Origin of the sequence: Domibacillus sp., from assembly GCF_031181085.1 — a bacterium.
GTDB lineage: Bacteria > Bacillota > Bacilli > Bacillales > Domibacillaceae > Domibacillus.
This window is the reverse complement of sequence record NZ_JAPSLE010000001.1, coordinates 593,096-613,663: the sequence shown is the minus strand read 5'-3', so window position 1 is coordinate 613,663 and position 20,568 is coordinate 593,096. Positions and strand designations below refer to the sequence as shown.

At 41.3% G+C, this 20,568-nt stretch carries 30 protein-coding genes; 14 read left to right on the top strand and 16 right to left on the bottom strand.

All coding sequences use genetic code 11. The features are described from left to right. A complete protein-coding gene (locus tag RIN81_RS03365; RefSeq protein WP_309087376.1) occupies positions 1–699 on the top strand; it encodes an ATP-binding protein in 699 nt (232 codons plus the stop codon). 207 nt (positions 700–906) lie between these two features. On the opposite strand, the gene RIN81_RS03360 is transcribed toward RIN81_RS03365, so the two are convergent. After that, positions 907–1,071: a hypothetical protein gene (locus RIN81_RS03360; RefSeq protein WP_309087374.1), complete on the bottom strand. Its 165-nt coding sequence runs from the start codon at positions 1,069–1,071 to the stop codon at positions 907–909. A 108-nt stretch (positions 1,072–1,179) separates the two neighbouring features. On the opposite strand from RIN81_RS03360, the gene RIN81_RS03355 reads away from it, so the two are divergent. Beyond that, a complete protein-coding gene (locus RIN81_RS03355) occupies positions 1,180–1,287 on the top strand; it encodes a YjcZ family sporulation protein (RefSeq protein WP_285881603.1) in 108 nt (35 codons plus the stop codon). Positions 1,288–1,506: 219 nt separating this feature from the next. Next, positions 1,507–1,770 (top strand): hypothetical protein, encoded by a 264-nt coding sequence (locus RIN81_RS03350; protein ID WP_309087372.1) that lies wholly within the window; start codon positions 1,507–1,509, stop codon positions 1,768–1,770. 75 nt (positions 1,771–1,845) lie between these two features. Here the strand turns inward: RIN81_RS03350 and RIN81_RS03345 are convergent, their stop codons facing one another. Then, positions 1,846–2,094, bottom strand: coding sequence for a hypothetical protein (locus tag RIN81_RS03345; protein ID WP_242233080.1), 249 nt, complete (start codon positions 2,092–2,094; stop codon positions 1,846–1,848). A gap of 320 nt (positions 2,095–2,414) precedes the next feature. On the opposite strand from RIN81_RS03345, the gene RIN81_RS03340 reads away from it, so the two are divergent. Together RIN81_RS03340 and RIN81_RS03335 are read left to right on the top strand one after the other, a co-directional pair. Beyond that, positions 2,415–2,657 (top strand): hypothetical protein, encoded by a 243-nt coding sequence (locus RIN81_RS03340; RefSeq protein ID WP_309087370.1) that lies wholly within the window; start codon positions 2,415–2,417, stop codon positions 2,655–2,657. 567 nt (positions 2,658–3,224) lie between these two features. Next, positions 3,225–3,404: a small acid-soluble spore protein H gene (locus RIN81_RS03335; protein ID WP_251273586.1), complete on the top strand. Its 180-nt coding sequence runs from the start codon at positions 3,225–3,227 to the stop codon at positions 3,402–3,404. 83 nt (positions 3,405–3,487) lie between these two features. On the opposite strand, the gene RIN81_RS03330 is transcribed toward RIN81_RS03335, so the two are convergent. Next, complete coding sequence (locus RIN81_RS03330) at positions 3,488–3,730, bottom strand: hypothetical protein (protein ID WP_309087368.1); 243 nt, start codon at positions 3,728–3,730, stop codon at positions 3,488–3,490. A gap of 165 nt (positions 3,731–3,895) precedes the next feature. On the opposite strand from RIN81_RS03330, the gene RIN81_RS03325 reads away from it, so the two are divergent. Both RIN81_RS03325 and RIN81_RS03320 read left to right on the top strand, forming a co-directional pair. Next, entirely contained in the window at positions 3,896–4,234 is a 339-nt protein-coding gene (locus tag RIN81_RS03325; RefSeq protein WP_309087366.1) for a hypothetical protein, read from the top strand. 418 nt (positions 4,235–4,652) lie between these two features. Continuing rightward, the gene (locus RIN81_RS03320; RefSeq protein WP_309087364.1) at positions 4,653–4,838 is read left to right on the top strand and encodes a hypothetical protein; all 186 of its coding nucleotides are present in this window, start codon (positions 4,653–4,655) and stop codon (positions 4,836–4,838) included. Between the two features lie 134 nt (positions 4,839–4,972). On the opposite strand, the gene RIN81_RS03315 is transcribed toward RIN81_RS03320, so the two are convergent. Next, positions 4,973–5,401, bottom strand: a complete 429-nt coding sequence (locus RIN81_RS03315) for a hypothetical protein (RefSeq protein WP_251273590.1) — start codon at positions 5,399–5,401, stop codon at positions 4,973–4,975. Positions 5,402–6,067: 666 nt separating this feature from the next. On the opposite strand from RIN81_RS03315, the gene RIN81_RS03310 reads away from it, so the two are divergent. From RIN81_RS03310 to RIN81_RS03300, 3 genes are all read left to right on the top strand, one after another. Continuing rightward, the gene (locus RIN81_RS03310) at positions 6,068–6,217 is read left to right on the top strand and encodes a hypothetical protein (RefSeq protein ID WP_242233089.1); all 150 of its coding nucleotides are present in this window, start codon (positions 6,068–6,070) and stop codon (positions 6,215–6,217) included. A gap of 238 nt (positions 6,218–6,455) precedes the next feature. Further along, positions 6,456–6,896: a hypothetical protein gene (locus RIN81_RS03305; RefSeq protein ID WP_309087361.1), complete on the top strand. Its 441-nt coding sequence runs from the start codon at positions 6,456–6,458 to the stop codon at positions 6,894–6,896. A 411-nt stretch (positions 6,897–7,307) separates the two neighbouring features. After that, entirely contained in the window at positions 7,308–7,814 is a 507-nt protein-coding gene (locus RIN81_RS03300; protein WP_309087359.1) for a hypothetical protein, read from the top strand. A gap of 55 nt (positions 7,815–7,869) precedes the next feature. On the opposite strand, the gene RIN81_RS03295 is transcribed toward RIN81_RS03300, so the two are convergent. Then, the gene (locus tag RIN81_RS03295) at positions 7,870–8,505 is read right to left on the bottom strand and encodes an MBL fold metallo-hydrolase (protein ID WP_309087357.1); all 636 of its coding nucleotides are present in this window, start codon (positions 8,503–8,505) and stop codon (positions 7,870–7,872) included. Positions 8,506–8,595: 90 nt separating this feature from the next. Then, complete coding sequence (locus tag RIN81_RS03290; protein WP_309087355.1) at positions 8,596–8,853, bottom strand: hypothetical protein; 258 nt, start codon at positions 8,851–8,853, stop codon at positions 8,596–8,598. A 200-nt stretch (positions 8,854–9,053) separates the two neighbouring features. On the opposite strand from RIN81_RS03290, the gene RIN81_RS03285 reads away from it, so the two are divergent. After that, on the top strand, positions 9,054–9,209 hold the full coding sequence (locus tag RIN81_RS03285) for a hypothetical protein (protein WP_309087353.1): 156 nt from the start codon (positions 9,054–9,056) through the stop codon (positions 9,207–9,209). Between the two features lie 154 nt (positions 9,210–9,363). Here RIN81_RS03285 and RIN81_RS03280 read toward each other — a convergent pair whose 3' ends face one another. From RIN81_RS03280 to RIN81_RS03270, 3 genes are all read right to left on the bottom strand, one after another. Then, positions 9,364–9,717, bottom strand: a complete 354-nt coding sequence (locus RIN81_RS03280) for a hypothetical protein (protein ID WP_309087351.1) — start codon at positions 9,715–9,717, stop codon at positions 9,364–9,366. Positions 9,718–10,881: 1,164 nt separating this feature from the next. Then, positions 10,882–11,505, bottom strand: coding sequence for a hypothetical protein (locus tag RIN81_RS03275; protein WP_309087349.1), 624 nt, complete (start codon positions 11,503–11,505; stop codon positions 10,882–10,884). A gap of 227 nt (positions 11,506–11,732) precedes the next feature. Further along, entirely contained in the window at positions 11,733–12,140 is a 408-nt protein-coding gene (locus RIN81_RS03270) for a hypothetical protein (RefSeq protein ID WP_309087347.1), read from the bottom strand. A 300-nt stretch (positions 12,141–12,440) separates the two neighbouring features. Between RIN81_RS03270 and RIN81_RS03265 the strand changes: the two genes are divergently transcribed. The 3 genes from RIN81_RS03265 (at position 12,441) to RIN81_RS03255 (ending at position 13,863) form a co-directional block, all read left to right on the top strand. Continuing rightward, a complete protein-coding gene (locus tag RIN81_RS03265) occupies positions 12,441–13,229 on the top strand; it encodes a hypothetical protein (RefSeq protein ID WP_309087345.1) in 789 nt (262 codons plus the stop codon). A 177-nt stretch (positions 13,230–13,406) separates the two neighbouring features. Further along, positions 13,407–13,574, top strand: a complete 168-nt coding sequence (locus RIN81_RS03260; protein WP_242233099.1) for an aspartyl-phosphate phosphatase Spo0E family protein — start codon at positions 13,407–13,409, stop codon at positions 13,572–13,574. Between the two features lie 139 nt (positions 13,575–13,713). Continuing rightward, positions 13,714–13,863, top strand: coding sequence for a hypothetical protein (locus RIN81_RS03255; protein WP_309087342.1), 150 nt, complete (start codon positions 13,714–13,716; stop codon positions 13,861–13,863). 77 nt (positions 13,864–13,940) lie between these two features. Here the strand turns inward: RIN81_RS03255 and RIN81_RS03250 are convergent, their stop codons facing one another. The 7 genes from RIN81_RS03250 to RIN81_RS03220 all read right to left on the bottom strand — a co-directional run bounded on the left by RIN81_RS03250 (position 13,941) and on the right by RIN81_RS03220 (position 20,396). After that, complete coding sequence (locus tag RIN81_RS03250) at positions 13,941–14,324, bottom strand: DUF6173 family protein (protein ID WP_309087341.1); 384 nt, start codon at positions 14,322–14,324, stop codon at positions 13,941–13,943. A gap of 178 nt (positions 14,325–14,502) precedes the next feature. Further along, positions 14,503–15,678, bottom strand: a complete 1,176-nt coding sequence (locus RIN81_RS03245; protein WP_309087340.1) for a beta-ketoacyl synthase N-terminal-like domain-containing protein — start codon at positions 15,676–15,678, stop codon at positions 14,503–14,505. A 175-nt stretch (positions 15,679–15,853) separates the two neighbouring features. Further along, a complete protein-coding gene (locus tag RIN81_RS03240) occupies positions 15,854–17,212 on the bottom strand; it encodes a glutamine synthetase family protein (protein ID WP_309087338.1) in 1,359 nt (452 codons plus the stop codon). A 759-nt stretch (positions 17,213–17,971) separates the two neighbouring features. After that, positions 17,972–19,003, bottom strand: a complete 1,032-nt coding sequence (locus tag RIN81_RS03235; RefSeq protein ID WP_309087336.1) for an FUSC family protein — start codon at positions 19,001–19,003, stop codon at positions 17,972–17,974. Positions 19,004–19,309: 306 nt separating this feature from the next. Beyond that, positions 19,310–19,459 (bottom strand): hypothetical protein, encoded by a 150-nt coding sequence (locus tag RIN81_RS03230; protein WP_309087334.1) that lies wholly within the window; start codon positions 19,457–19,459, stop codon positions 19,310–19,312. Between the two features lie 297 nt (positions 19,460–19,756). Then, positions 19,757–19,954, bottom strand: coding sequence for a hypothetical protein (locus RIN81_RS03225; RefSeq protein WP_309087332.1), 198 nt, complete (start codon positions 19,952–19,954; stop codon positions 19,757–19,759). A 214-nt stretch (positions 19,955–20,168) separates the two neighbouring features. Continuing rightward, the gene (locus tag RIN81_RS03220) at positions 20,169–20,396 is read right to left on the bottom strand and encodes a hypothetical protein (RefSeq protein ID WP_309087330.1); all 228 of its coding nucleotides are present in this window, start codon (positions 20,394–20,396) and stop codon (positions 20,169–20,171) included. Between the last annotated feature and the right edge of the window lie 172 nt (positions 20,397–20,568).

Genomic DNA, 20,568 nt, shown 5'->3' with positions numbered 1-20,568 from the left:
TTGTCCGAAGAAATAGCGAAGCTCGAGAAATTAAAAACCGTCAGCACCATTGCCGCCAGTATTTCTCATGAAGTGCGAAATCCGTTAACCGTCACGAAAGGTTTTCTTCAGCTGCTGCGCGACCCGCAGCTTTCCAATCTAGAAAAGCACTATTACATCAGCACGGCTGTAGAAGCCTTAAACAAAGCAGAGTCAATCATTACAGACTACCTTACCTTTGCCAAGCCTTCATTGGAAAATGTAGAAATGCTAGATCTGGAGCATGAATTAATGAACATCTCACATTTTGTGGCGCCTTACGCAGCTATAAATGATGTAGAAATCAAAACAAATTTCCAGAAAAACAGCTTGCTGGCTGGAGAAAAAGAAAAGTTTCATCAATGCATCCTTAATATTGCAAAAAATGGAATTGAAGCCATGCCCGGTGGCGGCACTCTGACAATCGAATTGAACCGCTTTAAAGATCATGCAGTTATTACTGTAGCGGATACAGGCATTGGAATGAATAAAGAACAAATTGAACGGCTGGGAAACCCTTTTTTCACGACAAAGGATCTCGGTACAGGACTTGGGACAATGGTGGTCTACAGTACCGTCAAGTCTATGCGCGGCAGCGTTCAAGTAAAAAGTGAGCCTGCAAAAGGTACACGCTTTATTCTTTCCTTTCCTGCTGCTGAGCAGTCAGGCTCCGCTGGCTAGCCTGTCCCGTTTTTCTTTTAAAGCGGACATTCAAGAGGAAAGCGAAACGTTTTTTGGCTTTTTTGTATAAATTTTTATGGAGAGGTTCATAATAGGACTGTTAGTTCCCAACCCCAACTCCTACAAGTGAACATGACTTTTCAGCCAGGCATTGCCTGGCTGCTTTTTTTTTGCGTACATTCTGCTGCTGATCTGGAAAAGGCGGTATTACTCTTTCGTTTTTTCCCTTTCTGCTTGATATTCTTCGGCAGACACCCACCTTATCCCGTAACCAGACATCATAAATGCGTGAGCAGCCATATTAAAGTTTTGCCCCTTGCCTCGAAATGTTGCGACAACCTTATTGTCCTTCACAACAAAGCCATACTTCACGCATTCTGCTCCTTTCATGATTCCTCTAACATTTTTTGTTTCACTATGACCATTCGCACAAGAGCCGCCTTTACTTTCTCATATTATATGGAAAAGGAGGTGATCATGATGGGCTACAAAAACGGTGATGGATATGGATCTGGCTTCGCGCTGATTGTTGTTCTGTTTATCCTTCTTATTATCATTGGTGCGTCTTACGTTGGCGGAGGATTTTAATAGGTATTAAGAGAGTATGCACAAGATTTGTTTACATGACTCCTGCTTTTGCTTTGTGACCGGTTTTACCCGCCAAATCACTATGTTAACAGCTGTATGCCTGGTCATACAGCTGCTTTTTACATGCAGACAAAAGCCTTGCTGCTTCGCACACTGTGCCGATTTCTGCATACAATGTGAACGGATATACGCTTATTCCATTGGGAGAGGAGGCACATAGTGAATCAGCGTTATGTAAAAGCAGCTCAACAGGAAAACTCCTCGGCGTCTCTTGAAGTGAATGCAGCCAAGCTGACGGTTCTTGCTACAGCCCTTACAACCCTCGCGGATGCGGTTGCCACATTTGCCGCACTACTCGCTTTAGAGGAAGCAGCAAGCGCTGAGTCTTCAGCACCACGGCAGACAGATTCGATTCAAAAGCAATTAACAGCCATGCAAAAACAGCTTGATTTTTTAACAAGTGAAGCAGCTAAAAGACGGTAGACTTCCATCAAAACGCATGGTGTTTATGATACAATGCCAAAAAACACTCTCGTCCAGGAGTGCTATTTTTCCTTTTTAATCAAATTCTTTGTCGTTAAATTTCTTTGTTATATAAGCATGAAGGCCCTTTCTGCAAGCGGCTGACAGAGAAGACTTTTGGGGATGAATGCTGTCTCCAAACGGCCTGCCCCTTAAAAACTTAATGACTTCCTCGAATGCCTTCCCCTTTTCGGCATCGAAGCCCGCTGCTTTTACAAATAAAATGTGCTGCCCTGTCCATTCATAATCAACAATGTAAAAGGTGCTCTCCTGTTTATCGCTCATATAAAGATTCCTCCTATGTACTGTTTTTAGCTAACACTGTTCAAAAGAAAATAGCAACCTTTATCTATTATAAATATTGTTATGATTTGTCGGCTTAAAGGGCTGGCTTTTCTTTGTTTTTTGGATGAAATAAACATAACTATGTTCCCTCGTCAGCTGCCCGCTTCCAGCCCGGGTGTGAATTCACGGAAAATCACAGCTCGCTTGAAAGAAGGGATCGCTTGATTTTAGTTAGCCTGCTCGGACTTATTTTAATCGTTTTTGCTTGTTTATATTTTCTTTTTCACTTTTTGTGCAGCTTATTCAGCAGGAAGCATCGTGTGTTAAAGCGCATCTTTTACCCGGCACTTTTTGTGGGGATTTTTCTTGTTGCGCTGGCGATGCTTGGAAATGAAAACCATGATTTTGAAGCCGCTTTGGATGAAAACAACCGGCTTAAACAGGAAATTACGATATTGGAAGAAGAGATAAGCACATTAGAGGGAAAGATAGCGGGTGCCAAACAATACAGCATGGCTTTGGAGAAAGCCAATGCAGCGGCTCTTTCAGAAAAAAGATCATAACGGAAGACATCGCCGCGTTTAAACAGGAAGTGGCCCGTTTTAAAAAAGAAAACGAAGCACTTTCCGCCGAGCGGGACAGCCTCATAAAACAAAAAGCGTCTAATGAAGCCTAAAAGTAAGCCCGCCTTCAGCTAGTGGAGTGGCGGCTGCTTTCATACATGAGATTATCCACGATAGCAGGTAAATGGCTTACCTATGCCGGATCATTCACATACCGTAATCCTTTAAAGAAGTTTTTGTTTGAATGGATCAGGCGTTAAAAGATCTTTTAGCTATGGCGAACTTGTATGGCGTGTCTGCAAAAAAGTACGAGTATAATGACCAGCTTCATTTTCAATATGCTAATCAGGTGGAAAGGCATTGAAGGATGATGGAAAAGCCGTACCTTTGCCTTCATTATGGGACGTATTCAAACAAGCCGCGTGAACTTCTGATACACCCCTCCTCGTTTTACGCAGTCAAAACATTGGCAGCAGATACACTTTCGTTCACTTCACATCCGGCAGAATAAGGAACGCTTTTTAAGTAAACGTTAAAAGTGTTATCAAACAAAAGGAGGCCACAATGATGAATTTACGACGAGCTCAGGAAATCGCCGCTTCTCCTGTAATGGCTGACGTAACGTTTAACGAATTACCTATTTATATCCAACATGTAGACGAAGACAATGAGATGGCTCGTATTTATCCTCTGGATGAGCCCGAAAAAGAACAAAGTGTTCCCCTGGCTGCTTTAAAAGAGCATTAATTTCTTTGTGTTATCAGAAAAAGGTGTATCTGTGCGGGGTCAGATACACCTTTTCATTAGTTGTCGGCAAGCTCCTTTCCAGCTTACGAACCTTGTTCATTTGTTTCAGTTTCGCCATCATTCGGATCGACTTCTACTTGATCGTCTTCATTCGTGCCTGTATCGTTCTCTTCGCCCATTCCTTCATTAATGTCACTATGATTGTTTTGCTCAACTTCTTCCTGCTCAGTCGACGGATTTTCTTCGTTTCCACAGCCAGCCAGTCCAAGTGTAAACAGAACCGCTATTCCACTCATAAGCATTTGTTTTTTTCGGCTTACGCCCATTTTCAAGTCCCTCCTTAACGAGTTTCTTACTCAGTAGCATGTCCTTTCCCTTTATCTTCAACCCAAAAACATATCGATCCATACAGCTCCTTGAAAAAAGCACCTGGCCGACTGATAAATAATTTTTTTTCGTTTGTGCACGATAAAGCTCGGGAGGTGAAAAAGATGGCGAATCAAAATCAAAATCAAAACCAAAACAACCAGCAGAATGGAAACGGCCAGCAGAACGGCGGTATTTTAGAAACGATTGGCAAAGGCATCGAAAATGTTGTGGACACATTAACGGGCAATAACCAAAACCAAAACAACCAGAACCAAAACGGCCAAAACCAGCCGAAAAACCAAAACAACAATGAAGGCGCCCGGTATCAAACGAGCGGTCAAAATGTAAGCCGCAAGGGTCAAGGCGACAATCAACAAAACGGCTCCTACAGCAGCCAGGGTTCGCAGCAGCAGAACGGCAAGCAGCAATTTGGCGATGCCAATACGATACGGGTAGAGTAAACGTGCCAAGTCCTTTTTAAATGTTTGTATGTGAAACAGGCTTTATTTTTTCATCTGACCCTACTCCGTTAAAAAAGTGGTGATCATATGCTCCATTCCCGAGCAAAATGTATACTCTTAGGCGGTACGATCTTATCAAGTCTGTTAAATATTGTAATTTTAATTTTAACCGTTAATCACCATATAACCATTCAAGAACAGATGGATGACTTAAAAAAGAACAGCCGTTAAACTCATGTTTAAAATGGCAGCTGCCTTATGTATACGCAGCTGCCATTTTACATGGATCATTTAAAAATTGAATGACCAGGTATATAGCTGGGCCCAACAGGGTAAAAAGGTTTATATTCACTCATTTGATCCTTTACACAAGTTTTTCTCTCCCAAGCCTGGAGAAATATTTGTGGGAGGTGATGAAATGAGAAGAGTTCAAGGAATACAGAAATTAATCTCCTATCTTGAGTCGGTAAACTATCCAGTTGCTGAAAAGGATATTTATGATCTAACCACAAATAAGAAGCTTCCTCATAAAAAAGTTGGTTTAGACATCATTATTTTTGATTTAGATCAAATCGACTGGTGGATCGAACAAGATCAAACATAAAGTTGACAGAAGAGCCCCTCGTTATCGAAACAGGCGCTTATTCCTGTTGGCCATGTAAATAGGCAGAGAAGCACCTCGTTATGAGTTCGACTAAATAAAAAAAAGGAGGAACACCCGCCGATGGTGTTCCTCTTTTATTGATAAAGTTCCTTGTAAGCCAGCACTTTTAAAGCCTGTATTTCATCTTCAGTCAGCTTGCTCTGGAGTGTCTCTAATAATGCTTGTTTCTTTTCTTCTGTCAGGCCGCCTTGCACGGTCGATTGAATGTCTTTAAGCTCGCCTGGGCTGAACTTTTTCACCATTTCCCTTGCCGCTTCTTCTTTTGTCGTAAACGGCAGAGAAGAAGTGTCGGCATTGGCGCCTTCTTCCACCAGCTTTTTCAGCTCTGGATTGTTGTTAATTTGCTGCTTAATCTGTTCCACTTCTCCGCTGTTTTCAATCTGTTGTGCTACTTCATCCATTATTTTATCAGAGGCAATTTTGGTTCCGAAGTAATACAGTCCCGCTCCTAGAAGAGCCACAAGCAATGCCAGTCCGATGAAGAGCTTGAATAATGTCTTCACTTTATATCCTCCCAAATGTACATCATGCTTTTATTAACATAACAAATTTCTCTTTCTTTTCCCAGTGCTTTAACAGCTTTCAACCATGTCTTTTGTTCAAAGACCTTTTACATTTTATATAAATAGGTTTCCCCCCTTTCTTTTTTGGGTAACTGAACCTGCGAAGTACATAAGCTGCTGGCTTCCGCGGTTCAGTTCTATGGACTTTCTAGTGCAGAAGCGCTTTATTACAGTGAAGAATTAAATACATTAATTCTTCATGCCCAGCTTCAAAACAGGCAGGTGCTTCTTGTATAAGATTTTTTCAAATGGACATACTAGAACTGTTAGTTCCAAATCCTACTCCTATAAGTAAACCTTGTATCAGCCAGGTTCTCACCTGGCTGCTTTTTTATGCGCTCCCAGCCCTCCGGATCATTGAAAAACCAGACCGAAGCTTTTTAAGCTGAACCTTATTGGCTTTCTGCTGTCATAATGGAGTCAGGCCCTGCTGATGGTTCATCATAGCATTTTCTTTTTCGGCGGCCGGCCCAATGAGTTTTTTATTAAAAACCGGTCTGTTCATTTGCTTCATAAAATATAGGTAATTACAGCTAGTATATTAAACCTATTTTAGGTAAAATTAAATAAGGATTACGTAAAAACCTTTATCTAGGAGCGTTTACTATGGAAGATCTATCCATCATCCTGTCTAATGAGCTGGGAAAATTAATTAATGACTATTACCGATACGATGATCCAGAGATTAAAGAACTGATTCAAAGTGACATTCAGTTATTAAACGAAGCTATTTCTTTGTGTGAGCAATCAACGTAGGGCAGCCCTTTCGGCTGCTTTATTTTTTTGAATTTTGTACATTATTAATTTTACTTACTCCTTTGCTTGCAGTGTAGGGTATAAAAAAAGCAGCCGCCTCTTCGGTTCTTTTCTTTCGTATTGTACAATAGCTTTATACTTTCACAATAAGTCCTGTTATTGGAGATGAGCGGCTATAAAAATCTATAAATCGAATATGTACCTTTTTGTCCCCCTGCTTGCAGCACTTTCCTGTTTTTTGCTGCTTTTGAATGTTTTTTTAACAGACAAACTAGAGCAAAAAACCGAAGACGTAACAGCTGAACAAACCGAAACAATCGCACCGGAAAAGGAACAGCCTGCTGCCTCAAATGAAAACGATACACCAAGCAATGAAACAAAACAGGAAAAAGAAACAACATCCCAGACGTCTGAAAAGAAAGACGGCTATGTATCCGATTGGTTTAACCAAGCAAATACACAAAAAAAGGAGAAAGTGGATTCTACAGCTGACAGTAAAACGCTGAATCAAGCAAATAATGAACTGGCTGACCGAGAACAAACGGATCGGGAAACGAACGAGGCGGATACAACCTTATCTGATAACCAAATGAGTGACGAAGCGAGGGCAGAACAGCCTGTCCTGCAGCCTATTCTCCCGGCCCGGCCAGAGCAGCCTGAACTTTCCTTCGAAAAATAAGTTTTTTCAGCCAATAAAAAAGCACTCACGCCCTGTGAGTGCTTTTATTATGTGCGTACTATTTCGAAATGGATACTTTATATACACGGCTTACCAAACCATACTTTAGTGTACCCGTTGCAGCTGCTCATTAAACTGCCCCAAAGTCATGTACCCTCAATTCCTTATCTCTTTCCAATTTTTAAAAATGGGCGGTGTCCCCTTTCTTGCTCTTTCAAAGAATTCAGTGATCATACACAGCATCAAGCTTGTGATTACACCCCCTGTTGTTACAGGCTGATCGCCGGGAAGATTTCATACGGGCGTTCATTCTTTTAAATGTGTGCTGAAAGACCATTCGGGGTACATAATGAGTATAGCAGTTTCCTGCTCAAACGAATGCAGGTAACAATCAAAAAAGAAGGTGTTTGTATGGGATTTTGGAAAGGTGCTGCTTATATAGCAGGTGGAGTGGCAGCTGCAGCAGCCGCTCCGCTGGCTGCTAGCGCGATTGCCGCGACGGCTGCAGGAGCCGCCATCGCCGGCACCGCTGCTGCTGTCACAGGTACTGCTGCTGCAGCTGGAACGCTTGCAGCGACGGCGGCTGCAGCGACTGGAACGGCCGCTGCCGGAGCTGTGACCACAGCCGGGGCAGCCGTCGCTGGCGCAGCTGCGGCTGCCGGTGCGGCCGGATTAGCCAGTGCGGTAACCACTGCCACCGGAGCCGTCTCGGGAGCCGCGGTCACAGCCGGAACAGTGGCTGCCGGAACTGCTGGTGTTCTTGCAACGATTGCAGGAGCGGCTGGAGCAGACATATTGATGGAGCCTATTTCACCAAAAGGAATCCGAAAAAAGGGATTAAAAACCGTTATAAGTGGTGTTCAGGAAATGCATGCCTCCTGGAAAGAGAGGCATGCAGAAAAAGACACATCCGCCTAAAAACGTGAAAAGCTGTGTTTGTTAAAAGAACAGACACAGCTTTTTTATGGAGGTTTTATTTATGCTTCTTTAAAAAAGGGTTATTTTCCTTTTCCCGGCCAATCGTTGTCACACTATCATGACCCGGCAGTACATATGTATCGTCCGGCAGCGTTAAAAGCTTTTGACGAATGCTTTTCAACAGCTGGGTTTCCTCCCCGCCTTTTAAATCCGTACGGCCGATGCTTCCTTCGAACAGGGTATCCCCTGCAACAACAAAGCCTCCCTCTTTAAAATAAAAGCTGACACTGCCGGGAGAATGTCCCGGAGTTTCGTACACATCAAAAAAAAATCTGCCAATCGAAAGCCTTCCTTCCCTTGTGAACAGCTGATCAGCGGGGTTTACTACAATAGGCTCTATTCCCTCAAAAAAAGCCGATCCGTTCAAAGCCGGATTGAACAACCACTTTTTTTCAGCGTGATGAAGGTAAACCGGTATACTGTATTCTTTCCGAAGCGGTTCCACTGCTCCGATATGATCAAAATGGGCGTGTGTTAAAAGAATGGCTTCCGGCTGCAATTTTTTCTGCCGGATAAACCGCCGAATTTTATTCCCATCTCCGCCTGGATCGATCAGTAAGGCTCTTCCTTTCTCGTAAATCACGTATGCATTCGCTTGAAGCGCCCCTGCCGGCAGCCCAATCCATTCCATGTCTATCACCCCTTCTCCTCATTTTATCATGAAAGAACGGCTGTCCTTTTCCGGATGTGCTGCCCAGCAAAAAAGCGCCCGGATAGGCGCTTACACTTTTCCTGATTGTTTCCTGCGAAAATCGGCTATTTTTGATTCAACATCCATATAAATGTTTCTTGCTTCATCAGCGGAAATATTAAATTCACGGCTCACAAGTGCGGTAAGCTGAGGATCCTGAACTTTAGCATCATATGCATCACCGTAGCTCACCGTTCTTTCGTATTCGTCTCTCATAAAACGATACACGTCTTTTTCGTGCTGACTAAGCCCATCAATAACATTTTCTGTTCCGGAATTTATTTTCATTTTATTCACTCTCCTTTTTTAGCTTTATTCTTTATGTTCCCCCAAAAAGGGCAAAATTCACTTCTATTTTGCCGGCGCAAGAGAAAACCTTATACATAGCCGTTTTAAGTGTACAGTCAAAGAACAGGCATACGGCTTATACAAAGATTCCGTATTTGAATATCTTAAGGTAACTCTTTAAAGGAGGCTTTTTTTTTGAGATGATGGACCAAACCTTAAAAGATCTTTTGGATATGGCGAGTTTGTATGGCCTGCTGGCAAAAAGATATGAGTATGTAGATCCGCAAAAGCATATGCACTTTGAATTGCTTCACCTTAAATACGTCGATCAGTTAGAACGGAATTCCAAAATATAAAAAAAACCATGGTCCGTCTTCTTTTTCCTTTTCGCCTCATCCTAATACCATGTACTAATAAACAAGCAAGCCGGACAGGAGAACGGCTTGCTTGTTTTGTTTATTTCTCACTTAAGCCTTTAAAACGACGGCTCCATAATCCTTTTTACTTTTCTCAAGCAATAATTTTTTCATTTTGAAGATGTTGAATAAACTCCGTGTACTGGCGCTCATAGCTTTCCGGAAACTCATTCGTAATTGAAACGGCCACCTCTTTTATAAGCGGGATCTGGCTCTCGTCTACTGTATAAAAAATTTCGTTTTCTGTTTCCTCGGTGCTTAAAATATTCGTCAAGCCTATTTTTCTCTCCTCTTCAGAAGCAAGCTTTTCATAATGCTCAATATATCGGTGATAACACATTCCTCCGCCAATATCGATGGGCGGATCCAATGTTTCCGCTGCTGCAAACGCAATATGGTCCCCTGCCCGGTGCGCTTTTTTGTTAATTTGCAAAATACACTGTGTCATTCACAGCCGTCTCCTTCCTTACTTGTACAGTTCGTTTGTATTATTCACTTTCATGTCCATATTTTTCACCATTCGTTTTAAAATAAACAAAAACTCTTTCATTCACCACAGGGAACATGTCTTTTATCGCATTGAAGAAGCTTCCTTCTCCAATAAATGAATTTTTTATATATTTACGCATATTTTTTTGAGATCAGGGTATAAACATATAGGTTTGACTATTTTACTCTTTAGTAGTTTGATAGATATCACCCACACGTTCATCTGTCCCGCACCTTGGAAAAAACAAATTACCCAAAAAGGAGTGCTCATTCTGGAAGATACGATCATTCTTCTTTCCGCTGAATTGGGTCGTTTAATAGATGATTATAACCGGTGTCGCAGCTTGCGCCTTAAGAAATTAATAGAAGAAGATATCCAGCTTTTAAAAGATGCACTGCTGGAGTGTGAGCAACCAGTTTAAAAATATATTGGTTGTTCTTTTTTATTTCTTTATTTGAAATTTGCACATTGTAAAATATGTAATTTTTAAAAACACTATTTTTTACTGTGTTTAAAGACGAATATGTCCCGTGCAGGATGGGAAGAAGCAGCTGTATTCATTCTTTTCTTGAAACCATACATACTGGATACCCATCTAATAGGAATTGTCACTTTTTATAAGCCAGGGATTAAAAATTTGAATATTCTATTTACTTAATACTTTTTTGTTTACTTTTGTCATTCTATTTACTTTACATTTCTAAAAATAGAACAAATAATTTAATAAACATCCTTGTGATTACACTTTTTCTTTCAAGCCAAAAAAACCGTTCATCACGAACGGTTTTTTTGATTTGAAAAACGATGTATTGTTTTATGCAGGCAGTTAGCCAATCAGCCATGCGGCAATCAGCGCGGCCGATAAACAAACACCGCCTAAGCCGTTCTCATGGATTTTATCGAACTTATCAACGTTGAGCCTTAAGATTTAACTTTTAAGAGCTTTGATCTTTCACCTTTAAGGTTTGAACGTTTAACTTTGAGCTTTCAGCCTGATAACGCTCGCTCGCGTTTAAGTTTCCTGTATCCTCAAATGGATGAATGAAAAGTTAGCGGCTGTAAGGCCAAAGCCGCCGGCACCTGTTTAGTTTTGCTGATTTTCGACTGGCTAACCGCTTTATCTTATTCCGGCACTTCAATTTCCGTCAAAGTATTCGAGGTAGACAGCACAAAATCGACTTCTGATAAAAATTCATCAATTTCCTGCTCCAGTTTCTCGTATGTATGGCGGATTTTCAGCGGATCGATCATTTTAGCTTCGTTATCGTTTCGGTAGCTTTTCACAAGCTCATTGTTTTCGTCCACTTTCGTTTTTGCTTCGCGCCCGTACAAAGCATCGAGCTTTCGATTCAATTCTTCTTTGACTTCCTCATTTATTCTTTGAATGTTGTTTACCGCTTTTGTATACTCGTTTTTCATTTTTTGCATAAGCTGCACTTCATATTGAATAGATGTTTTTCGCTCGATGGCTTCCGCTACCGTATATTCTTTGTCCGCAATTTTCACCCTTGTCATGGCATTGGAAAGAACAATCGCAGACTTAATATCATTGCGTCGTTTCATCAAATCTTTCACAGACTGATAAGCTGATTGCACTTTATCCTCATATTCTTTGTTCGATGTGTATCCGTTCACCGCTTTTTCACCGATGGCAAAGTCAACGAATGCAGCCGAGTTCATTACTGTCTTGATACGCTTGTCCAGCAGCTTCAATTCTGCCAGCCCCCGGGTCACAGACATTTTCATACAAAAAAACCTCCATTTTTTCTCTCCTTTTATAGTAACACAAGCAGAGAAAAGAAGCTTTCTTTTCGCGACGGACTTGATCATACAAAAAAATCCTCCTGCAAAGAAATAAATTCGGCTGTTGTATACAAAAAAGCTGCATCAGCTGAATCGCTGATACGGCTTTTTTCGCTTCTTTTCTTTCTCTTGCTGTTCAGTTTATCTCTTTTTGTACAAAACACTTTTATTCAATGAGCCGGGCCTGGCGACAGGTATTCGACTACTTTTAATCCCGAGAGATCGGGCGCTCTGTATGGATTGGTCACTTCATACCTGGCCAGAAGCATTTTCACGGGAGTTTTGTGCAAAATCGATTCTTTCATCAGCTCTCTGACCCGGTCATTTAATGCTCTTTCCTCATCTGACGTTAGGGCTCTTTTTTCCTTTTGCACAAAATCAGCGGTGAGGGACCGGCTGATGGCAGCAAAGTAAAACCAATACTCCGTTGAACGTTGATCATGCGGCTTTCCCATTACAATATGATCCGGTACAACACCGATAATCTCGCCCGCTTCTCCCCAGTATTTTTTGTCGTCCCATTGCCAGCCGGATGAGTACTGAACGAGTGATTCATTAAAAGGAACTGCTTCACTCATAAGTCTGCCGCTTTCCTTATCTTTTCTTCGCCATTTACAGCAGCTTTCTCACCGATTCCGTTTCTGCCCACTTTTTTCATCCTTTCTTTACCAAGTTTCCATGTACGTTTCTACTTCGGCCATACAGCGGCGCAGCACACAGCTTGAGCGGATAGTATCACCGCTGCAGCCGAGCCATATTCATCGATCAGTGCTTAAGAAAAGCAACAAATAACGGCGGATTCATATGATAAAAGTACTGCATATGCCATTATCCAGTATCCGCTTTTTTGCGGCTGGCTTTTTAGGAGGGGTGTTTTAATGAGAAACTCACAAAAGCAGGAAACCACCCAAAAAAAGAATTTCTCTTTATTTTCTTTTATACATGGAGCAGATCTGACTGTTGTTTTCAGCCTGTTTTCTGTTCTGTCGGTTGCTTTTATGTATTTTTATACGGAAAGTCAATTCAGGTATTACGGTGTGCCGGCTGAACTGATTGAAATTAAATTGATTAACTTCACCGGGACCTTATTTTACCTGCTTATTTTATGCCTCGTGCTAGCACATTTTATTTCCCTATTTTCCTCATCAAAAGCTTATTCAAAAATGTATTCAAAAAGATGGTACACTAGAATCCTTTTCGTTTTTTCCTTCCTTATTACAGCCCTGCTTGTGCTTTCTAAATCCACTGATTTTTTTGTGACATCGGAATACGATAAAGCCTTTACCTTTCTTCTAACAATCGGCACGATCATTGTATTTCTGCTTATTTTCTCTGAAATCACCTATCTTGTAAGGCGAAAAAATTCAGGTACACACAATCAATCGGTTTGGTATTTATCAGCTGGAATTGGAGTGTTAATGTTAAGCAGCGCGCTCGGCTATTTTCAAGCTTATTTTAAAACGGCTTACTACGTAACGACAGAGGAACCCCGCCAGGTGGTGGTAGGAAAGTATAATGGCCATCTTATTGTAGCGCCCGTTGATTTAAAAAAAGGGGTAATCAAACGGCAGTATGGCATCTTGAAAATGGAGTCAAAGGACGGAAAGCCTATTCTAGAAAGTATGCACACAGGAAAATTAAAAGTAGAGGAACCGAGGATAAAATAAATCCCGCCTGGATGACCAGCGTTTAACTTCACTTCTCTTCCCTCTCATTTCTTGTGAATGTTACTTCAGACACTTCCCTTCACTTTCGTCAGATTTCCTCACAAACAACTGTTTCTTTTCTATGCAAAATATCCTATAATCAAGTTAGTTCCTATTCTTTTTGACAGGAGAATGCATATGGATACGAACCAGCCAATTCTTGAAGAATTATCATTCCAAATTAAAAAACTGCGCCATCTAATGATTCTCGCTGCTGCTATTTATGGATTCGGAAGTGAGGAAGTGCTAGGATACAGCCAGGAATTAGATAAATTAATTATCGAGTATCAGCTTCAAACGAGCTGACTATTTATAAAGCCGGAAAAATTCCCGGCTTTTTTTTTGCGTGTTTACCCGACATAAACTTATCTTTTTTCTCCTTTCCCTATAGCACCTCCGAATATTTCCGGGCGTTCAACAAACTCTATATAGAGGAGGTGACAACATGAAAAAGCAAGGGCAGGCGAAAAAAACGGGACAGAAAGATGAATCCATTAAAACCATGGATCAAGGGCTTAACTTGATTGTTCAAGCGGTTAACAACGCGACAGACATAGATAAAAGCAATGATGGAAAAAAGAATAAAGAAGGGTAAAGCGAGCGCCTTTTATGGCGTTTACCCCTTTTTTCTCCAAGCTTCAAAAAAAGCCACCTATAAAAGTGACTTTTGCCTTACTGAATAAAACCGAGTGGAATTTTTGGTTCTTTAGGGTTCGGCCTGGGCATGGCCATCAGCAAAAAATTAAGCTGCGATACGTGCTGAATCAACTGTACTTCCAGCCCACTCTCCGTAACGCCGCCAAAAATGATTAAACTCGGATCGCAATACCCTAATGCCGTGACCTGGAAAGTAACCGACTGTCCGGATGGAATCAGTTTCACACCCACCCCCTGGGTGCCATCCAGTTTGTTGTCAAAATCTTCAGCTCTCTTTTTTAAATGCTTATACACTTCACTTGCCAGGTTTTTTTGTCCCGGTGTGCTCATCGGTATAGGCAGCTCATTGCAAATGTCACTGTCGTTCATTGGTTGAAGTGAATCTGGCTTTTGTTCCACTTTATCATCTCCTTCTTCGAACCGGGTAAATCTGCTTTACATCCCGTTTTATTATCTCCTTTTTCGTAAAATTATTACCCGAGTCCTCAGAAGCGTTCTTCCCCTTTTAAACCGCTCGATATGAAAAAGCCTGCCGATTCAGTCGGATCAGTCGCCGTTGTGCAGAACAAAGGCCGCCTTATCCTGTAATAAGCAGCCCTGTGTTACTTCCTCCAAAGCCGTGTGTCGTCACCGCAACCGAGGAAACCGGCTTTTCTTGTTTTTCGGTTACAATCGGCAGTGATTCAAAGCCTTTTTTATCGGTTCCATATGTGGCAGGAATAAAGCCTTCCCGAATGCTGATAATGGAAGCAATCGCCTGTGTTACACCCGAGGCTCCGAAGGTATGGCCGAACAGCCCTTTTATAGACGTGATGGGAACACTGCCATCGAAGCAGTTTCGATAAGCGATGGCCTCCACCCGGTCATTTTCCTCTAAACCTAAAGCCTGGCTGTTCACGTATGACGGCAGGCGGCTGCCGCATATTTCCCGCAGCACTTGAGTCATGTTTTCTCCGGTTTGATCGGATTGAAACACTGAAATATTATCATGATTGGAAAAGCCTTTTTCGATAAAAGCATAAATGTCTGCCTCTCTTCGCACAGCATCTTCTTCCCGCTCCAAAACAAGCGCCCCAGCCCCTTCGGACACAACAAATCCTTGAGTCGATGTTGAAAACGGCATACCTGCCTGACGTACATCTCCTTCAACAGCAAGACCTCTTTGTTTTAAAAAACCGTACACGAGCGTTCGATTAATTAAAGAATCTGCTCCCCCTACTACACATATGTCCGTGGTATAACTTTCAAGAAGTTGTTTTCCGAGTAAAACAGCATCGGTGCTGGCAGTACATGTGTTTCCAAGCGTCAGCTGAAGATGATTGGCTTTTATGTATGAACCAATCCCCATCGCAAGTGACCCAATATTGCCATGCGTAACACCCGTCACCGGATAACGCCGCAGGTTTTGTTGTGCAGCGGATGCCACGAGTTCTTCGATTTCTGTGAGCCCGCCTACAGACGTCCCAAAAATCACGGATATGCGTTTACCTGGATGATTTTCTATATGGATACCTTTAAACGCCTCTTTCACTGCAGCGATGGCCAGTTTATTTATCCTCGAATACCTTTTAAAATAAGGATCACTCAGTATCTCATGATCAATCACACCCATAACTAAATCTCTGTGTTTTTGCGTTCCTATATTTCTTACAACCTGCAAGGGACAAATATTTTGAGCCAGCATTTCAGCAAAACGGCTTACACTGTTCGCTCCTGGAAGCTGCACGCCCATCCCCGTCACTGCTACTTTCATCCTTGATCTCTCGTTTCTAAAGTCCTGTTTTTTATCAGTATAACACTGAGGTTAGAAATGAATGAGTTATTTTTCCTCCTCCACCCGCGGAAAGAAAAAGAAAAACAGCCCTCCATTTTACCAACAAGGTGAAATGAAGAGCTATCAAAAAAAGCGGGCAAAAGCCCGCTTTTAATTAGAATTTTGCGTGGTAATTTTCGATTTCCCATCCATGAACGGCTGTACGGTAGCTGTCCCATTCTGCTTTTTTCAAAGAAACGTATTCGTTATAAACGTGTCCCCCTAATGTATTTACCGCAATATCGCCTGATTCCAGAGCTTCTACTGCTTCTTTTAAGCTGCCAGGAAGACTTTCAATTCCGTAAGACGCTCTTTGTTCTTCCGTCATGTGGAAGATGTCTTCATTAATAGACGCTGGCGCTTCTAGTTCTTTCTCAATTCCATCCAAGCCTGCAGAAGCAATAACCGCAAACGTTAAGTAAGGATTTGAAGATGGATCCGGGCAGCGTAGTTCCACACGCGTGGCAAGGCCTTTTTTCGCCGGGATACGGATAAGAGCAGAACGGTTAGACGCAGACCAAGCAAGATAGCAAGGCGCTTCGTAGCCAGGAACTAAACGCTTGTACGAGTTTACCAATGGGTTTGTTACTGCAACAAAGCTCTTCACATTTTCTAATAGACCCGCAATAAAGTGGTACGCTTCTTTTGATAATTGCAAAGCATCAGAAGGATCAAAAAATGCATTTTCGTTTCCTTTAAAGAACGACATATTCACGTGCATACCAGAACCATTGATTCCAAACTTTGGTTTCGGCATAAATGTTGCGTGTAAGCCATATTGTTTCGCAACTGTTTTAACGACCCACTTGTACGTAGTCGCTTTATCCGCTGCACCTAATGCATCTGCATATTTAAAGCTAAGTTCATGCTGGCCTTCTGCCACTTCATGATGCGATGCTTCAATTGTAAAGCCCATTGCTTTTAATGCACGGTAAATTTCCAGGCGAACGCGCTCACCAAGATCTTTTGGAGATGGCTCAAAGTAACCGCCGTTATCTGATAGTTCAGTAGTCGGGTTTCCATTTTCGTCTGCTTTGAACAAGAAGAATTCTAATTCCGGTCCAACTGAAATCGTGTAGCCATGTTCCGCTGCACGGTCAACTGTTTTCTTTAAAACGTTACGTGTATCTCCTTCAAACAAAGAACCATCTGGATTTACGACCGAGCAAAGAAAACGTGCTTCCGCGTAGCCTTCTTCTTCTGTCCAAGGAAGAACCGCAAATGTAGATAAATCAGGCTGAAGATAAAGATCTGAATTGTTGATAGCAGAAAAACCTTTAATAGATGAACCATCAAACATCATTTTGCCTTCTACGACATCTTCTAATTGTTCAGCTGTTACAGTGACATGCTTTAAGATTCCTTCGATATCTACAAACTGTAAGTGAAGTAAATCTACACTTTTTGTTTTAATAGTTTCTTTAATTTGTTCTAAAGCTGCTTCTGTTGTATTTGAAATAAGAGTTTCTGTCATGTCATCTTTTCCTCCGAGTTCACGTTATATAATATCACATTTGATATTTTGATTATAGTTCAGTCGACACGTTTTGACAATCATTTTTTTGAATATTTATGCTAGTTTAAGTAATGTTTTTTTTCTATAAAGTGAAATCTTCCAGATTTTCCGCTAAAAAATAAGAACCACTTAAAGCACTTTATTGTTTTCTTTTAAAACAAATAAAGCAGGATTAAACCCCGTTTTCCTCATGTATAAGATAGGAATCCAAAAAAAGCAGCCGCTATAAGTAGCGGCTGCTTCAGTGTGCAGACAAAGTCTTTCGCTTTTAAAAAAGAGCCGATAAGTGAAGCCTGCCGGACTTCGCGTTTCCCGGGCAGTGCGGGAGCCTTCTCGGCTGCGCCTGCGGGGTCTCCCGACTCCCTGTACTTCCCGCAGGAGTCTTCGTCCGGCAGGCTTCACTAAGTAGTGTTGAAGATCAATAAACAAGGGCCGAATAGACATTTTCTCTTTTTTTAAATAGAAAGATATGACCTTATTAAGCTCCATACAATTTTGCCGCAAGCCACTTGGCGGCGGGAGGGCGGCACAGACTCCTACGGGACTAGCGGGCAGCTGAGACCGGTGAAGCCTTCTCGCGGAGTCGGGCTCAGCGCCTGCTCCATGGAAAGCGGAGCTGCCCGGACGCCGACGATTCATCCCATTCATGTGCACAGTCATCCATATAATTTGTCTACAGTCTGAAGCAGCTGTTGTGAGTAGCAGCTGCTTTTTCCCTCAGTTTTTTCTTACCTTGTAATATTGGTCGATTAATTGGTCCATCCTCTGCAGGTGAAAAGAATATTCAACGATGGAAGAAGCAATAATCAATAAGCGAAACTTTTGGTCTTTGTTTTGCTTATAAATATCCAGCGCCTGCTCAAAAAAAGCCGCGCTTTCCTTTATTTCTTTTAGTTCGTGATCGTTTTCCTGCTGTTTGATTTTCCCTTCATATTTTAAAAATAAATATTCATGATATTTAATTAGTTGTTCAATATGAGTATCAAACAAATAATCCTCTGCTTCGTTTGCCCCGCTTTGGAAATAATGTTCTTCGATATTTTCTAATATTTCTTCTCCCTGCTGAAGCGTCTTGAGCATTTGCTTAAATAGGACAATCTCCCGCACATCAACCGGCTTTAATTTGGACAGCTTGGTGCGCTCTTCATCAAACATTTTGAACAAGTCCTCCAACTTTCGAATATCATCCTGGAGCTTTTTACTTTGCTCTTGAAAAGATGTTTCCGTTAATTCATTGGACACGGCCGTACGCAGCAGCAGTGACATATTTTGAAAAACCGTTCTTGTTTTTTCAAGGTAATTCTTTTTATAGTTTGGCGGTATAATCAGCAGGTTCACCACCAAAGCAGATCCAATACCAACTAAAATAATCAAAAAGCGGTTCAATATAAAATCGATATTTTCATTGTCCGGGGTACTCATAATAGCCAGTACTGTCACGAGTGTCAGTGGAATGGTGCTTTCCATTTTCATTTTCAAGCTTAATGAAATTACGAGCATCATCAACACCCCGATGATAATAGGGTTGTCCCCTATAAAGTAAATAGAAAAAAGGGAAATCGCAGCGCCAATGGTATTGGTCATTACCTGATCGAGCAGTTGCCGCCAGGACCGGTAAATCGATGGCTGAATTGTAAAAAGGGCTGCCACCGCTGCAAAAACAGCCGGCTCAAGATTTAAGAAAAAACATATGTATAGTGATAGTGTGACAGCAATGCCTGTCTTAAAGACACGCGGACCTAATGTCATTTTTCAATCCTCCTGTTTGACTTTTCAATATAAACAAAGACACTTTCATTTGATTTTAGTGGAATATGAAGTTTACTACAAATAATTCTCTTTAATCCATTTTAGAGGGTATGTATAGCAGTCTGGTTAGGATTGTGTATGTCTTCATGTGCACCTTAAAAGCCGGGCCGGGTGCCTTAAGCAGCCCGGAAGTGTCTTAAAACCTGCGTATTTCTGGAATAAAGAAAAAAAGCACCCCGAAGGCTGCTCGCTTGTTTTATATTTTCAGTATATTCTTCCCACCATTAATTAAGTGTTGTAGGGGAGTCAGCCATTTTTAGATACCAATCGATCAGGAACGAACTTGTTCTTTTCCAAAATTAACGTTTTCAATAGCTTTTTCGTCCCCTGGTCAATTTCAATGTTTTTTAATATTTTGTTCATTTCCTCTGCGGTCAATTCCGTTTGTTTAGTCATATCATCGTCTCCTTTTATTTACATTTCGGCAATAGAAGAATGATTTCCTGCTTGATCTCTTTCGCTAAGAGCTTTGTTTATTCGGATATAAAAAATAGCACCCGTTTATTTGGATGCAATTGTTTCTCTTTTTTCTTTTATAAATTTGTTTAGTTCCCTGTAAAATTCTTCTTCCGTTGCGATATTCTTTTCACTAAGTAAAGCAGACACGGCTGTAATGTGTGGTACGTGAAGATTACTTCTCTTGATATACATATGTTCTTTTTAAGTTTCCAAGCGAGAAAGCTGGTTATACACTCAGATAGGTCTGCTCTCGATTACTTCAAACCGATCTTTACTTAAGTGTAATTTCCTGCTTAAGGCGTCTCCTGCAAGTTCTCCTGAGTCGCCGATTGATTGATTATCGATTTCCACTATTTCGTAAGAATAATTGAGACTAGGCACTAATCGTCCTTCTTTCATATCAAATCTTCGATATTTTACTTCTATCTTCATTCGAAACCCTCCTTTACCTTTATTGTTTATTTCGATTAAAGCGGTCAACTTCCTTCAAACACTACTTGTCCTAATAGCTAACTTATTTAGTTTTTTACTTTACCCGCTTTGATTTAATATCATCCTAGTTCGCTAATTCACATCACCGTCACCTCCAAGATTTTTTGAACAAAGAAAAAAGCACCCCGGAGGATGCTAGTTATCTTTTCCCGCATTACATGTTTGCCGGTTCACCTTTTATACTGACCGGTTTTACAAATGAGATCTTTGTCACTAAATTCAAGTTAATTGCCTGGTTGTTTTCATCAATAATCCATTTCTCTTCATGATCCGTAAACATCTTCAATACTACTTTTTCCTTACCGGGTGGACCTTTGACTTCGATAATCTCACTATTGTCTTTATCGAATTGCAGCTTGACTTTATAGATGATTTTATCCATTGCACGCTCCCCCTTTTTCTAACATTTCGTCAAAAGGAGGTGATTCCCTTCTTTCTTAGCTGCTCTCTCATATGATATTGTACAAGGACCCAAAAGGAAGATGCAGCATGGAAACAAAACGAGAAATGGACTCAGAAGTTGTCCATGTATAGCCAGTCAATAAATTAGCAGC